Below are 15452 nucleotides of genomic sequence, written 5' to 3' on the forward strand. Positions count from 1 at the left end.
CTTACTTTCGACCATTTTATTGACTTATAAGCAATAAACGAGCCACACTGATAAAGCTTAGCCTATTCATGTCCTCTGGCTATAAGTACCAAACTAGCCGAAACTCAAATGTACTGATGTGTCATTACTGCGAACTCGCAGTTTTAATGCATTGTTGACATAAAACCTCGCAATTTTTGTGGGAACCGCTATTTTGGAACGAGATTTGCTTTGCTAACCACTTAGCAAGCTAAATGCGTAGCAACCTAACGCTCTTAATCACTAGGACACGACTGTGCTGAAACCAAATATTATTAAAACCAGTGAAAATCCCCTGCAAACCATTGAAGTCGATGTGTACGACGAGTACGGCGAAAAGCTCACAAAGCAAATCGCTTGCGAGCGTCCTCTTACGGTCATGCTGAACTGGAAAGAAGTGGTCACGCTCATGACGCTAGGTTCGCGTCCAGAAGCGCTAGTACTGGGTTATTTAAAAAACCAAAGCTTCCTGTCCGATCCAGCCGCAATTGAATCCGTCATTATTGACTGGGAAACGCATTCCGCAGCGGTGATTACTAAAGAAAATACCGAACATTTAGAAGGCGCTCTGAAAAAGAAAACCGTCACATCTGGCTGTGGTCAAGGCACCATGTATGGCAACGTGATGAAACAACTTGAGAATTACCAAGTGCCTCAAGTTCCGCTTAAACAATCAGAAATCTATTCCGCATTGGAAGCGTTGACTCATTACAACGACACCTACAAAAAAGCAGGTGCGGTGCATGGCTGTGCGGTTTGCAAAGGCAATGAGGTATTATCATTTGTGGAAGATGTCGGCCGCCACAATGCAGTGGATACGCTTGCAGGTGAGATGTGGCTCAAAGAAGAAACAGGTGAAGATAAAATTTTCTACACAACTGGTCGCCTTACTTCAGAGATGGTGATTAAAGTGGCTCAAATGGGCATTCCTGTTCTGCTTTCTCGCTCTGGCGTTACTCAAATGGGGTTAGATCTTGCGAAACAATTTGGTATTACGACCATTGCGCGTGCGAAAGGTTTACGCTTCCAAGTATTTACCGGAGCCGACAAAATTGAGTTTGATGTGAAAGGCGAAAGTGCATCTCGTTAACGAGAAAATAATACAAAACCGTCGATTCGTGTAAACTTATAACAATTGGGATAAGTAAATCATCACGTTATGAAGGCTTAATTAAACGATATAAGTCAGAAATAGCAACATGTGTTGTAGCAATACAACGCTTGCTTTAATTGATGCTAACTACAGCTCATTCACAAAGGATGTGAACTATGGACAATGACCAACTGTGGAATTTTTTGCTCACGCCCAGTGGCATCATGCTCTCAATGATCATTACATTTGGTGTCGTCGGCATATATGCGTATATAACCGGTCAGTTTAAGGATTAAGACCAATATAAAAAGCCTCGCTAAATAGCGAGGCTTTTGCTTTTTAAACACTTCGCGAGTAATTACGCGTCAACGCCACGAGATTTTAGGAACTCAGAGTACGTGCCTTTGAAGTCCGTGATCTTGCCATCGCGGATTTCGATAATACGCGTTGCTAGCGAGTCTACGAATACACGGTCGTGAGATACGAAGAACAACGTGCCTTTGTATTGCTCAAGCGCGGTGTTCAAAGATTCAATCGATTCCATGTCCATGTGGTTGGTTGGTTCGTCCATTAGCAGCATGTTTGGCTTGTGCATCATCAGCTTACCAAGCAACATACGACCTTGCTCACCACCAGACAGTACTTTTACTGACTTCTTAATGTCGTCTTGACCAAACAGCATACGACCAAGGAAACCACGAACGACTTGCTCGTCATCACCTTCTTGACGCCATTGACCCATCCAATCCGTTAGGTTCATGTCTTCTGCAAAGTCATGCGCGTGGTCTTGCGCGTAGTAACCGATATTTGAGTTTTCAGACCATTTGTACTCACCTGCACGCGGTTCAAGCACACCAGCAAGCGTGTTTAGAAGTGTTGTTTTACCCACACCGTTCTCACCGATGATCGCAACGCGCTCACCCACTTCAAAAATTGCATTGAAGTCTGAGAACAAGTCCTCTTCGAAACCTTGGCTTAGGTTTTCAACAATCAGAGCGTTACGGAACAGCTCTTTCGACTGTTCGAAACGAATGAATGGGTTTTGACGGCTAGACGCTTTAACTTCATCCAGTTTGATCTTGTCGATTTGCTTAGCACGAGATGTCGCTTGTTTTGCTTTCGATGCGTTTGCTGAGAAACGTGCAACGAACGTTTGTAGCTCAGCAATTTGTGCTTTCTTCTTCGCGTTGTCGTTTAATAGACGTTCACGAGCTTGAGAAGCTGCTGTCATGTACTCATCATAGTTACCTGGGTAAATGCGCAGTTCACCGTAATCCAAGTCAGCCATGTGCGTACATACTGAGTTTAGGAAGTGGCGGTCGTGCGAGATGATGATCATCGTGCAGTTACGCGCGTTTAGCGTGTCTTCCAACCAACGGATCGTATCCATGTCCAAGTTGTTGGTAGGTTCGTCAAGCAGCATAACGTCTGGGTCTGCGAATAGAACTTGCGCTAGAAGCACACGAAGTTTCCAGCCCGGCGCCACTTCGCTCATCAAACCGAAGTGTTGTTCCATTGGAATACCCACCGCAAGAAGAAGCTCGCCCGCTTTTGCTTCTGCCATGTAGCCGTCCATTTCCGCAAACTGAACTTCTAGGTCAGCCACTTTCATGCCGTCTTCTTCACTCATTTCAGCAAGTGAGTAGATACGGTCACGCTCTTTCTTCACTTCCCATAGCTCTTTATGACCCATGATAACGGTATCGATTACCGTAAATTCTTCGTAAGCGAACTGGTCCTGGTTTAGTTTTGCAACGCGCTCGTTTGGATCGTAACTCACGTTACCGCTGGTTTGCTCAAGCTCGCCGCTGAGGATCTTCATAAAGGTTGATTTACCACAACCGTTAGCTCCAATTAAGCCGTAGCGATTACCTTCGCCGAACTTAACTGAAATGTTTTCGAATAGCGGCTTAGCGCCGAATTGTTGAGTAATATTCGCTGTGGAGATCAAAACCTTTACCTTAGCAATTGGGGTGTATTTAGAAAAACCGGGCAACGGTACTTGTTCATGCTACATACTGCAAGTGTTGTTTTTATTAATTCATCGCTAGTGAAACCATCGCAGTGCTTCTTCAAAGCAAAAAGCTTGAGCACAAATGCGTCATTGAATACAAAAAAGAGCCAGTATTATAACTGGCTCTTTCTTCCGTAATGCTTACAACAAGTGACTAAGCGATATTCGTCACCTCTAGGATCAGTTCGGCTTTTTTAGGTAAATAAATACTGAATTTACTGCCCTTTCCCCATTCCGACTCGGCTTTTAGCTCACCACCCGTTTGGCTGAGGATACTTTGAGAGACCGACAGCCCTAACCCTGTACCTTCTCGCTTCGTTGTGTAAAATGGTGAGAAGATTCGACTCAAGTTTTCTGGTTTAATACCGCAACCCTCGTCGATAACATGAATCGCAGCTCCTTTCACTTCGCCCTCGTCAATCCAGTCTTCACTGACTACTGTTAACGTGCCTTTGCCGTTCATTGCGTGAATGGCATTCATTTGCAAATTAACTAAGATTTGTAGCAAGTGGTGACGGTTTATCTCAACGGACGTATGCGCTTGTAGATCAGTCACAAACTCGACGTCTCGTTTCTTGGTGCCCGTTTTAACCAAGGTGATGCTTTCATCAATGATAGGATTGACATGTTGCCAAGTGATTTCATCTTGAACACCACCTTGGCGACTGTATTGCAATAAACTGCGCGTGATATTGCGAATACGATCGATTTGCGCGTGAATCGCATCAATCTCTTCTTGTACTCGACTTGCATCGTCACCCAATTCAAAATGGATCAATTCTACGTTGCCAAGGATCACGGCGGTTGGGTTATTAATTTCGTGAGCAATCCCCGCGGTGAGTTCTCCCAGTGCTGCCAGTTTTTCATGAACAACGAGTTTGTCGCGAGTTTGGTTGAGCAATTGAATATGCAGCTCTAGATCTTGGGTTTTTTCTCTAAGGCTTGCTGTGCGCTCTTGAACTTTGCATTCAAGTTGCGCTGCGGAGTTTTTCAGTTCAATTTTGCGCTCTTCTAGCGCGTCTAACATATCATCAAACTGTCTGGCTAACTGCGCAAGTTCATGATCTGCATCTAAGCCCAACGGACCAATCCGTTTTTCTTTTCCTTGTTGGACCTGCTTCACCACTTTATGGATGCGTTCGATCGGTCGAAACAGATCATAAGAACCGCGATATACCATCACGCCGGAAACCAGCAATAACATAACCGTAATCAAGCTAATTTCTGCAATGTTGGTCATGTAGGCTTTAACGAATGGCCACATTAGGTAACCGGTATAAAGCATACCAATGACGTTGTCGTATTGGTCTTTGATCGGTTGATACGCCGTAATATACCAAGCGTCATACACATAGGCTCGGTCAACCCACTGCTCACCTTTTGAAAGTACTTTGTTATACACTTCTGCGCTCACGCGAGTGCCTATGGCGCGCCCTAACCTATGCTCGCTGTCTAGAGGAACGTTGGTGCTCACACGCAAATCATCAAGAAATACGGTCAATGTGCCAACCGGACGAAGGCGATCATTATCGCTGAGATAGATTAAGTCGCGAATTTGATCTACCAATACAGTGCTGTTATTGAGAAGCAAACCACCATCAAGAAAGCCGATCAAATCATTCGTTTGGCTATGCACAGGAATCACGGTTCGACTGACTAGCCCACGTGCTTCCATGCCCCCATCGGCAAGAATAGGCACTTCCGCTCGTTTAGCGAGTTCAGGATCGAGGCGTTCGAGTTCTTCTTTATTGAGTACATCAAAAAACGATTCTCGCTTAGTGAGATCCATAAAGCGGAATTTGTTTTCCATCGAGTTGACGCGTTGGAAAGAGAGAAAATCTAAAGCATATCGTTTCTTCTGCTCAGTGACCCACTTTTGCAGCTCATCTTGCGGTATCCCTTGATTGATGCGAATACGAAAATCGTATGAGTCAGCAAACGCACGTACGTAATTCGATTGCTTTTGCTGTAACAACGTTACGCTGTTATTCGCAACACCAAGACGTTCAGAGACATCCAGCAGTGCATTCTGCCACGTATAATGGATGGACCAATAAATGGTAATCCCGATCAGGGCTATCAAAGTGAGGAAGATAGGTGCGGAGGTTAAAAATAATAAGCGATAACGCACCATGGTTTTAAAACGGTGCGTCCATTTCGACAATCCTTTGTGCTGTGGGCCGTTAGTCGGCATATTCCTCATCCTCAGAATCCCATTCTTTATACTTACGTTCTAAGGTCTTACGCGCAACGCCTAAGTCACGAGCAGCGGCTGATTTGTTGCCTTCGTGCAAGTTAACGACCTGTTTTATATGGGCTTTTTCGACTTCTTTCAATGTCCAGTTGTTCGGGTACCCCTCACCTGTGAACTCTCTACCTTCTTTAAATGTCGGTAGTTCAGCAGAATGAGAAACAGTAATCGACACATTAGGCAATGAGTGTCCACCATTTAGCTCCCGCCAATAATGCGCAGGCGGTTTCCCAAGCAAAATGCATCGCTCAATCAAGTTTTTCAGTTCACGAATATTGCCTGGCCAATCGTATTCGCTCATCGCTTCCATATCTTCATGTGCCCATTTGGGCGCAGGCATACCAAGCTCCCGCGTCAGCATATTGCTGAAAAATGGCACGAGCTCAAACAAATCGGTTTTGCGCTCACGCAGAGGACACACTTCAATTTTCAGAACGTTTAAACGGTAATACAGGTCACTGCGGAAGTTGCCTTGATTGACCTCTTCTTGCAGGTTTCGGTTGGTTGCTGCAACAATACGGACATCAATGCTGATTTCTTTTTCTGAACCAACAGGACGGATAGTACGCTGCTCCAAAACGCGTAACAGCGACGCTTGCATTGCAAGTGGCATTTCCCCGATTTCATCGAGGAACAAGGTGCCACCGTTCGCAACACGGAACAAACCTTCACGAGATTTTTTCGCACCGGTAAACGCCCCCGATGTATGACCAAATAACTCACTTTCAAGTAGCTCTGGCGCAATGGCGCCACAGTTGATTGGCACAAATGGGCCCGTTCGCCCACTCGCTTGGTGAATACCTCGCGCAACCAGCTCTTTACCCGTACCCGACTCACCTTCCACCAAAACAGAAGCACGCGACGGTGCAAACTGGTTAATCAGCTGCTTAAGCTGACGCGTTTTTTCTGAGCCACCGATGATCTCGGAGGTATTGTGACGTTGGTAATCGCGCTTCATGGCGTACTGCATGCGCTCGTTCAAGCGACGATCCATGCAGCGACTGACCGCTTTTAGCATTTGTTCTAGGTTGAAGGGCTTGAGGATAAAGTCAGAAGCACCAAGTTGAAGTGCGCGAATAGCAATCTCTAAATCCGCATAGCCCGTCATGAAGATCACATCGGCACGTTTGTCGTCATCTTCAAACGCTTCTTCCCACTCAATCCCAGAGCGCCCCGGCAGATTAATATCCAGTAAAATCAGATCATAATGTCGAGAATTACGCAGTTGCTCTGCTTCTTCGATGCTGCCAGCAGTGTCGACATGTGAGAAAAGCTTCCCCAATGCCTTTTTCAAAATGGCTTGCATGCCCAATTCATCATCAACGACCAGTACGGAAAAGGCATTATATTGTTGGTTTGTACTAATATGGGATTGAGTAGACATATTTACCCCAGATGGCTTCGGATGGGACAGAGTGTACCAAGTTTAAACAGAGATACCCTACAAAAAGTGCGACATTTTGTACCAACGCAAACTTTTGTGCAAATAACCCCATGATTTAGTGCATAAATCGAGCACTTTTCGCTTGTAAAAGGTTGGCATCTTGTTTGCTATAAGGTAGCTACAGGGCGTATTCAAGTGATCTCAGGATGTTGGTGTTTGTTATTCCAACACCCTAAGACAACTTGCACTTTGAACTAATCGCTCTCGCCCAAGAGGCCTCTCCCAATGCATCGGGAGAAAAGCCAAAGAATCATTGGAAAGGAACACATAAAAATGAAAAAAATTGCGCTAACTCTGGCTGCGACGTCAATCACGCTTGTAAGTTACTCTGCGTTTTCCGCTCAAGATGGCGAGCACGTTCGCCTAGCAACCACTACCAGTACTTACCATTCAGGGTTACTTGATTACCTGCTTCCACAATTTGAGAAAGACACGGGCTACAAAGTCGATGTTATCGCTGCGGGTACTGGCAAGGCCTTAAAAATGGGCGAAAACGGTGACGTAGATTTGGTGATGACACACGCACCAAAAGCCGAAGGCGCATTCGTTGAGAAAGGCTACGGCGTTCTACCTCGTAAACTGATGTATAACGACTTTGTAATTGTTGGCCCGAAAGCTGACCCAGCAAAAATCAAAAATGACGAAGGCGTGTTAGATGTATTCAAAGAGATCGCAAACAAAAACGCAACGTTCATCTCTCGCGGCGATGATTCTGGTACGCACAAAAAAGAAATGGGCTTCTGGGCTCAAACTAAAATCGAACCAAACTTTGGCGGTTACCGCAGCGTAGGTCAAGGTATGGGCCCAACTCTGAACATGGCGTCTGAAATGCAAGGCTACACCATGACAGACCGCGGCACATGGTTGGCTTATCAAAACAAATTGGATCTAGAAATTCTGTTCCAAGGCGATGAAAAACTGTTTAACCCGTACCAAGTTATTCTTGTTAATCCTGAGCGTTACCCAACAATCAACTACCAAGGCGCGAAAGCATTCAGTGATTGGTTGGTGAACCCTCGCGGACAGGAACTTATCAATGGTTTCCGCCTAAACGGTAAACAACTGTTTGTTGCGAATGCTGAGAGCAAATAACGCAATATGAATCTTGCTGATACAACACTGGAAGCGCTTCGCTTACTGGTGAATTTTGATGCAGACTTATGGGAGATCGTTGCGGTCTCCTTTAGTGTTTCTATCACGGCAATATCCTTAGTGGTATTGCCGGCTATTTTGATGTCATTTGTACTGGCGTATACCGACTTTCGCGGTAAATGGTTTTTGCTGTCGATCGTGAATACGCTGCAAGCGGTCCCTACCGTCGTGATTGGCCTGTTGCTGTACATGTTGCTATCACGCGCTGGCCCTTGGGGAGACTGGCAAATGCTGTTCACTCAGAAGGCGATGATCTTCGGCCAAATGGTGATCTGTTTCCCTGTTTTGGTATCGATGATGCATGGTGCATTGCAATCTAGCGACCGTCGTGCAGTGGAAACCGCCATCACCCTAGGCGTCTCCATTCCGCGCGTGGCCGCTACGATGATTTGGGAAACCCGCTTTCCTCTACTTGCAGCTATCATTGCAGGGTTCTCTCGTATCGTAACCGAGGTGGGCTGCTCAATGATGGTAGGCGGAAACATTATGGGCGTGACGCGAAATATTCCCACTGCTATCGCAATGGAAAGCAGCAAAGGTGCTTTTGCGCAAGGAGTTGCATTAGGAATTGTATTACTATCTTTAGCGTTGGCACTAAACTTCTTCTTATCAAGCATGAGAGGCAAAGGCTACCTCAGAACATAGAACATGAAGCAAACAAACGACTCACCATTAACCCCATGTAGAGGCGCATTATGACTATAAAAATCACCGCCGAACAGTTATCCATGCGCTTTAAAGAGCGTGTGCTTTTCCACATCCCTGAGTTAGCCATCGGCCCAAATGATGCCATTTATCTCAAGGGGGACAATGGTGTGGGCAAAACTACCCTACTCAAAATCCTTGCCGGCTTGCTCAAACCTTCTACTGGCGATGTTGTTGCGCCAAAAGATACGTGGCTGAAAAGACTGACGCGTCGCAATGGTCGTGTCGATGTGATTTATCTCCATCAATCTCCTTACCTTTTTGACGGCACTGTTTATGAGAACGTAGTTTATGGAGTGAAATATCAACAAGACACACCAAAAGATAAGCGAGCTCAAGTTATTCACGCGCTGCGCATGGTAGGTTTAGAAACCTTAGCGGACGAACATATTTCCGTGTTGTCCGGCGGTGAAAAACAGCGCGTTGCCATGGCAAGGGCTTGGATCTTAAAACCGTCGATTTTATTGATGGATGAGCCAAGTGCGTCTTTAGACCAAGAATCCATTGAACGATTGGTGGTGATGGCGAAAGATCTTTTGGATCGTGGTTCCAGTATCGTGGTGACAAGCCATCAAACCAACGCACTGACCGACTTATGTAAAAAACAGTGGTGGATTAAAGACAAGACTTTGATAGAGTCTCCTCTGTTGTATGTCATACCAAAAGAAACATCCCAAGAGAATGCATATGCTTCAACCAACACAAACTAGTTGGGTCATTTTGGCTGGTGGCCAAGCCAGCCGTATGGGTGGAAAAGATAAAGGTCTGATTGAATTAAATCAGAAGCCACTCATCGAACACGTTATTGAACGTTTATCTCCACAAACACCACGCATTTTAATTAATGCCAACCGAAACCAAGATGCGTACAGCAAATTTGGTTTCGTATTTAGTGATCAATTCAAAGATTTCCCTGGACCTATGGGCGGTATTCACGCGGGTTTGATGCATGCTGAAACTGACTGGGTTGGATTTGTACCTTGCGATAGCCCACAAATTAACACCGACCTTGTCGAGCGTTTCTGCCAAGCCGCCAAAGAAGACAGCGATATTTTGGTCGCTCATGATGGTGACCATCAGCAACCTGTTTTCACGCTCTACCACAAGCGCGTACTGCCAAAACTCACTGCATTTTTAGAACGTGGCGACCGCAAAATCATTCTGCTCTACAAAGAGTGCAACACCAGTTACGTTGACTTTAGCGACTCACCAAACTGTTTCGTCAACTTGAACACTCCGGAAGAACTGGCGCAATTTGGACAATTAGAATCATGAAACACACGCTAAACATTCCTATTCTTGGTTTTGCAGCTTATTCAGGCACAGGCAAAACCACGCTACTTGAAGCCCTATTGCCAAAGCTGACTGAAGCAGGTTTACGCATTGGCATGCTAAAACATGCGCACCACAACTTCGATGTCGATAAGCCGGGTAAAGACAGCTACCGTTTACGCAAAGCCGGCGCGTCTCAAATGCTGATTGCTTCTCGCAACCGTTTTGCGTTAATGACAGAAACGCCAGAAGCCGAAGCAGAGTTTGAATACCTATTAACACGTTTTGATGAAGACAAGCTCGATGTAGTTTTGGTCGAAGGCTGTAAAAACATCGCGTTTCCTAAAATTGAATTGCACCGTGAAGAAGTGGGTAAACCTTGGCTTTACCCTCAGGATGAAAACATCATTGCTATCGCTTCCGACAGTGCGGAGTTAGATTCTGAGCTCCCTCAAATGAACATCAATGATTTGGATGCCATCGCTCAATTTGTTCTTCAATACGTTCAAGATGCAAAAGCACCAAAATCTAAAGAGAAAGACGCCGCATGTTGCGACACACTTTCTCCGGCTTTCCTTTCTGTGGTTCAAGGCCAAGAAAAAATCCTTTCTTTGGTGAACACGGTTTCGGAAATAGAAGCATGCAAGATTGAAAACGCCTATGGCCGAGTTCTCGCGGAACATATCATTTCACCAGTAAACGTGCCGCAGTACACCAACTCCGCGATGGACGGTTATGCCATCCGCAGTGATGATGTTGACCGCGATAGCTACCAAATTGTCGCAGAAGTGATGGCTGGCCATGCCTATGATAAAGCTTTAGAAGTCGGCCAAGCGGTGAAGATCATGACCGGCGCACCAACACCACTTAACGGCGACACAGTGGTCATGCGTGAGCAAGCCTCTCAAGAGGGTGACAATGTCACCTTTAACGGTGCGAATATCAAAGCAGGCCAAAACGTTCGTCAAGCAGGTGAAGATCTCGCTATCGGCAGTGACGTCTTTACCGCAGGCACTCGCCTAGCCTCTCCAGAAATGGGCATGATCGCTTCTCTTGGTTTTGGCGAAGCGAATGTGTTCCGCAAATTGAAAGTTGCCGTGTTCTCCACCGGTGACGAAGTACAAGCACCGGGAACAGAGCAAAAAGCGAATTCTATCTACGATTCCAACCGTTTTACCATCATGGGCATGCTTGAAAAGCTCGGCTGCGAGATTTTGGATTTCGGTATTCTGGAAGACAACGAACAGTTAATGATTGAAGCGTTGGAAAACGCATCGGCGCAAGCGGACGTGGTTATGACTTCTGGTGGCGTATCCGTTGGTGATGCGGATTACATCAAACTTGCCTTGGATAAACTTGGTCAAATCGATTTTTGGCGAATCAACATGCGTCCGGGACGCCCACTCGCGTTTGGTCAAATCAACAACAAGCCGTTCTTTGGTCTGCCGGGCAACCCTGTTGCCGTGATGGTCTCTTTCATTAATTTTGTTGAGCCTGCACTGCGTAAGATGCAAGGCGAACAAGGCTGGAAGCCTCTGAAAGTGAATGCCATCGCGACTGAGAATCTTCGCTCTCGACAAGGTCGTACCGAGTTTAGTCGAGGAGTCTATGAACTGGATGACACTGGCCGTTTAACCGTTCGTACAACAGGCAAGCAAGGCTCTGGCATTTTGCGCTCAATGAGTGAAGCAAACTGTTTAATCGAAATCTCCCCAGCTATTGATACAGTAAAAGCGGGAGAAAGCGTGACAATTATCCCACTTCAAGGCAGAATCTAGCCCAAACTAGAAATTCAAAGGTCAGCGAGTCTGGCCTTTTTGTTTAATACAGAAACCTTTCAGAGAGACAGCTATGGCTCGCACCATTCTTTACACTTACAAAGACCAAGACAAAGAACTGACGTTCTCATACCAGCAGCACCGCAACATTCAAGAAGCGGTTGCAGAAGCAGAAGGTATCGATATCACTGAGTTCCTAAAGATGGAGCAACAAATCGAAGCAGTGTCTGACACTAAAGCAGTGCGCAACTATCGCGATAACTACTTCAGAAAATTAGGCTTTAGCAAAATCACCCTAGCTCAAAAAGAAAACCTGGGCGTAGGCAAAAAGAACAAATAAGCTTAGCTGAAAACAGAAAACTCGCGACAAATCGCGAGTTTTTTTATGCATGTTGCCGATTCTTGATTTAGACCCACTAGTTCTTTAAATCGCCGCCTCGTCTACAAACCAAGTTATTTTCGCTGACCCAAGCATATCGAAATTACTTGGGTATATAAGTAAAACGCCCCGTTTTTACCTTGATGGTCTAAACGGGGCGTAGATTTCTTCTTACTTTATATCGAGTAACGTTTCAGTCACTACTTGATGTTTAGGAACGCAGCACCGCGTACACCGCCTGAATCACCGTGTTTTGCTTTGATGATCTTAGGACACTTAGCCACAGACAATAAGTGTTTAGGGATGCGTTTTGGCATCTCTTCATAAATCAATTCGAAGTTTGAAAGACCACCACCCAGCACAACAACATGTGGGTCAGTCGCTGTAAAGATGTTTGCAAAACAGATAGCCAGCAACTCCATAAAACGCTCAACGTGTTCAACAGCTTTCGCCTCACCTTCTGCGTGCGCTTTAATGATGTCGATCGCTTTCTTCTCTTCACCGTAGTAATGGGCGTAGAGCAGCTCGAAGCCTCGACCAGAAAGGTAACTGTCTAAACAACCTTTCTTGTCACAACCACAGCCCAACAGAGGTGCGTTTTCGCCTAAGTGGAACCAAGCATCGATAGGTAAACGAGTATGGCCCACCTCACCTGCTACGTGGTTACGGCCAGAGAAAACTTTACCATCGTAGATAAAACCGCCACCAAAGCCAGTACCTAGGATCAAACCAAGTACAGAAGGCTCATCTTGAAGCTCTTCGTCCCATGCTTCTGATAGCGCAAAACAGTTCGCATCGTTTTCAATCTTTACGCTGCGACCGATTTTCGCTTCAAGGTCCGCGCGCAGTGGTTTGCCTTTCGCCGCAGGAACGTTAACCGTTAATACCGTTGCATCGTCTGCGTCTTCCATGCCTGGTAGGCCAAGACCAATTGTGCCTTCGCAACCAAACTCTGCATCGTATTTGTTAACCAATTCCGCAATGGTATCAACCAGCAGCTCGTAGTTGTCTGTTGGTGTAGGTACACGTTCCGTCGCTACACGCTCAAGCTTCTCGTTAAATGCACCAAATTCAATTTTAGTGCCACCGACATCAAAGCCGTAATACATGTATTTCTCTCCTAAAAAATGCTTAAACGACTCCAAAAATGGCTGGAGTCAAAAGTATAAACTAGTGGCATTATCCATATCTGTACGCCTGCAAACCGTGACCGAATGCAGATTTATCCCCTCACCGCAGCCAGTTGAACAACATGCCATCAACAAAAGTTCATTCCTTAGAGTCAGCTCTCGGTTTTCACCCACTCTTTGAAACGTTTTAAATGCGGTCGGTTGGGATCGTTTTTGACTCGGGTCTTGGTCAACATGTAGGTTTCTCTAAAGGCTTCAAACCACAACTGAAGGCATTCCGATGCTTTATTCTCACCGGCTTGTTTCAAAACTAACGTCGCGACTTCGGCGGTTGAAAGATGCTGCTCATTCTCAGAACGGCGCATGATGTATTCAGACAGAGATTCTGGCTCAATAGAAAGCACAGGCAAAGATTTAAGAAAGTCAGAACGACGGAATATCTTTCGTGCCTCACGCCAGCTACCATCAATAAAGATCAGCAACCATTTTTTGTTCTGAGCCTCTTCGTTTATTAATCGCGCAGGCTCCAGATCTTCAATTAAACGAGATGGGTCATCCACATAGTCTGCAGGAAATACAATCACTGGTCGGTAGTTGTCATCCTGTAGTAGCTCCAGCATCTCCTCAGACGGTTCTGTTCGGTTCCATTGATACACGTAAGTCTCTTGAATCGTATCAGCAATTAGGCGACCGGTATTACTTGGTTTAAATACTTCGTTTTCAGAAACAATCAACATACATGCAATATTAGCCTTGATGTTTGGCTGAAGATCGCACAAACAGTGTTGCTCAGAAACCTGGCAATATTGGCAACGAACCACTTTACATCCACGCGCGTTGAARGGCTTGGTTGAGATAGATTGTCGGTACTGATATAAACGGTGGAAAGCGTGAATTCTCATGGTAAGTAATGCCAAGTAAAAAGTAGAGCGCGATTCTACTGACATTATGGTTTCGCCTCAAGATAAGCCCTTCAACGCACCTTACTGTTTCACCCTTATCTCGGTCATAGATAAAGTAATAAATAAGGAAATGACAGTGACAGAAACGACGTTTCAAGATCCCTCGTGGATAAGATTAGGCTTTTTTCTCGGCGTATTATTACTTTGTGCCCTTTGGGAAAACAAACTGCCGAGAAAAACACTTACCGCTTCACGCGGGTTTCGCTGGGTCAATAACTTATCACTGGTTGCTGTGAATAGCTTGATTGTTGCGTTAGTCATGCCTATCGCCGCCTTTCAAGCTGCAATTATCGCTCAGGAGCAACAATGGGGACTATTTAATTTGCTCTCCCTGCCCGCTTGGTTAAACGTGCTTCTAGCGGTTATTCTGCTTGATTTCGTCATTTACGTTCAGCATGTGGTCTTTCACTATGTAAAGCCACTGTGGAAGCTTCATCGAATGCACCATGCCGATCTCGACATTGATGTCACTACTGGCGCACGTTTTCATCCCATCGAAATCATCATCTCGATGGGTGTCAAAATTGCCACTGTATTTATCTTAGGCGTTTCTCCTATCGCTATCGTGGTATTCGAAATAGTGCTCAATGCCAGTGCGATGTTTAATCACAGTAATGCAAAACTGGCTTTATCAGCGGATCAGAAACTGCGAAACGTCATAGTGACGCCAGACATGCATCGCGTTCATCATTCCGTGATAGCAAAAGAAACCAACTCGAATTTCGGTTTCTTCCTTTCTGTTTGGGACCGACTTTTTGGGACATATCGAGCTCAGCCTGAACTTGGCCATGATGATGTCGTAATTGGTATACCGGAAATTAGGAATGAAGCAGAACAACGATTAGACAAGCTGTTAACTCAACCTTTTCGCTATAACCGAAGAAGACGCAACAGTTGAAGAAAAGTTTTTGTGGATGAAGTGCGTAAACAAAGCGAATAGACTAAACCTAAACACCAACCAGTTAAACACCACTTCATCCTTGCGATGCTAGCTAGTGGATTCACTCTCCGTTAGTTGACGTTTTTTGTTTAACTGAGTAATACCAACAAATAAACCAACCACACCAAGCACCGTGCACACCAAAGCATTAGTATTCATTGCTTGTTGTGCTTCTATTGAGCTGTATAGAAAAGCCAGACTGAAGAAAGTGGTACCAAAGCTTAAACCTGTCAGTACGCTGAAACCAGCGAAACTGGCCAAGTCTTTAAAATCGTTCATAACGAATCCCTGTTTACTATCCTTAATTGAGTGAT

General features: G+C 45.4%; 14 protein-coding genes. 8 read left to right on the forward strand and 6 right to left on the reverse strand.

What is annotated here, in order from left to right:
• Positions 1–274 precede the first annotated feature (274 nt).
• Positions 275–1108 carry a formate dehydrogenase accessory sulfurtransferase FdhD gene (locus R2S67_RS05585; protein ID WP_005396179.1) on the forward strand — a complete coding sequence of 278 codons (834 nt, stop codon included), beginning with the start codon at positions 275–277 and terminating at the stop codon, positions 1106–1108.
• Positions 1109–1469: 361 nt separating this feature from the next.
• On the opposite strand, the gene R2S67_RS05590 is transcribed toward R2S67_RS05585, so the two are convergent.
• The 3 genes from R2S67_RS05590 to R2S67_RS05600 form a co-directional block, all read right to left on the reverse strand.
• Positions 1470–3062, reverse strand: a complete 1593-nt coding sequence (locus R2S67_RS05590; RefSeq protein ID WP_012841837.1) for an ABC-F family ATPase — start codon at positions 3060–3062, stop codon at positions 1470–1472.
• Between the two features lie 217 nt (positions 3063–3279).
• Complete coding sequence (locus R2S67_RS05595) at positions 3280–5319, reverse strand: cache domain-containing protein (protein ID WP_317342760.1); 2040 nt, start codon at positions 5317–5319, stop codon at positions 3280–3282.
• Complete coding sequence (locus R2S67_RS05600; protein WP_005396186.1) at positions 5309–6760, reverse strand: sigma-54-dependent transcriptional regulator; 1452 nt, start codon at positions 6758–6760, stop codon at positions 5309–5311. The genes R2S67_RS05595 and R2S67_RS05600 overlap by 11 nt, the downstream gene beginning before the upstream one ends.
• A gap of 333 nt (positions 6761–7093) precedes the next feature.
• On the opposite strand from R2S67_RS05600, the gene R2S67_RS05605 reads away from it, so the two are divergent.
• The 6 genes from R2S67_RS05605 to R2S67_RS05630 all read left to right on the forward strand — a co-directional run bounded on the left by R2S67_RS05605 (position 7094) and on the right by R2S67_RS05630 (position 12067).
• Positions 7094–7912, forward strand: coding sequence for a substrate-binding domain-containing protein (locus R2S67_RS05605; RefSeq protein WP_054867071.1), 819 nt, complete (start codon positions 7094–7096; stop codon positions 7910–7912).
• 6 nt (positions 7913–7918) lie between these two features.
• Complete coding sequence (locus R2S67_RS05610) at positions 7919–8617, forward strand: ABC transporter permease (RefSeq protein ID WP_005396188.1); 699 nt, start codon at positions 7919–7921, stop codon at positions 8615–8617.
• A gap of 50 nt (positions 8618–8667) precedes the next feature.
• Positions 8668–9387, forward strand: a complete 720-nt coding sequence (locus R2S67_RS05615) for an energy-coupling factor ABC transporter ATP-binding protein (RefSeq protein WP_005396189.1) — start codon at positions 8668–8670, stop codon at positions 9385–9387.
• Entirely contained in the window at positions 9365–9952 is a 588-nt protein-coding gene (mobA, locus tag R2S67_RS05620; protein ID WP_025534433.1) for a molybdenum cofactor guanylyltransferase MobA, read from the forward strand. The genes R2S67_RS05615 and mobA overlap by 23 nt, the downstream gene beginning before the upstream one ends.
• Entirely contained in the window at positions 9949–11727 is a 1779-nt protein-coding gene (locus R2S67_RS05625; RefSeq protein ID WP_317342763.1) for a bifunctional molybdopterin-guanine dinucleotide biosynthesis adaptor protein MobB/molybdopterin molybdotransferase MoeA, read from the forward strand. Before mobA ends, R2S67_RS05625 begins: the two co-directional genes overlap by 4 nt.
• 73 nt (positions 11728–11800) lie before the next feature.
• On the forward strand, positions 11801–12067 hold the full coding sequence (locus R2S67_RS05630) for a DUF2960 domain-containing protein (protein WP_005377584.1): 267 nt from the start codon (positions 11801–11803) through the stop codon (positions 12065–12067).
• A 239-nt stretch (positions 12068–12306) separates the two neighbouring features.
• Here the strand turns inward: R2S67_RS05630 and nagK are convergent, their stop codons facing one another.
• Positions 12307–13215, reverse strand: a complete 909-nt coding sequence (gene nagK, locus R2S67_RS05635) for an N-acetylglucosamine kinase (RefSeq protein WP_006742573.1) — start codon at positions 13213–13215, stop codon at positions 12307–12309.
• Between the two features lie 173 nt (positions 13216–13388).
• Complete coding sequence (locus R2S67_RS05640) at positions 13389–14138, reverse strand: tRNA-uridine aminocarboxypropyltransferase (RefSeq protein ID WP_301612342.1); 750 nt, start codon at positions 14136–14138, stop codon at positions 13389–13391.
• 136 nt (positions 14139–14274) lie between these two features.
• Between R2S67_RS05640 and R2S67_RS05645 the strand changes: the two genes are divergently transcribed.
• A complete protein-coding gene (locus tag R2S67_RS05645) occupies positions 14275–15096 on the forward strand; it encodes a sterol desaturase family protein (protein ID WP_012841839.1) in 822 nt (273 codons plus the stop codon).
• 90 nt (positions 15097–15186) lie between these two features.
• Here the strand turns inward: R2S67_RS05645 and R2S67_RS05650 are convergent, their stop codons facing one another.
• Positions 15187–15417, reverse strand: coding sequence for a hypothetical protein (locus tag R2S67_RS05650; protein WP_170902029.1), 231 nt, complete (start codon positions 15415–15417; stop codon positions 15187–15189).
• Between the last annotated feature and the right edge of the window lie 35 nt (positions 15418–15452).

It is taken from the genome of Vibrio sp. T13N, assembly GCF_032970445.1.
Taxonomy (GTDB): Bacteria; Pseudomonadota; Gammaproteobacteria; order Enterobacterales; family Vibrionaceae; genus Vibrio; species Vibrio diabolicus.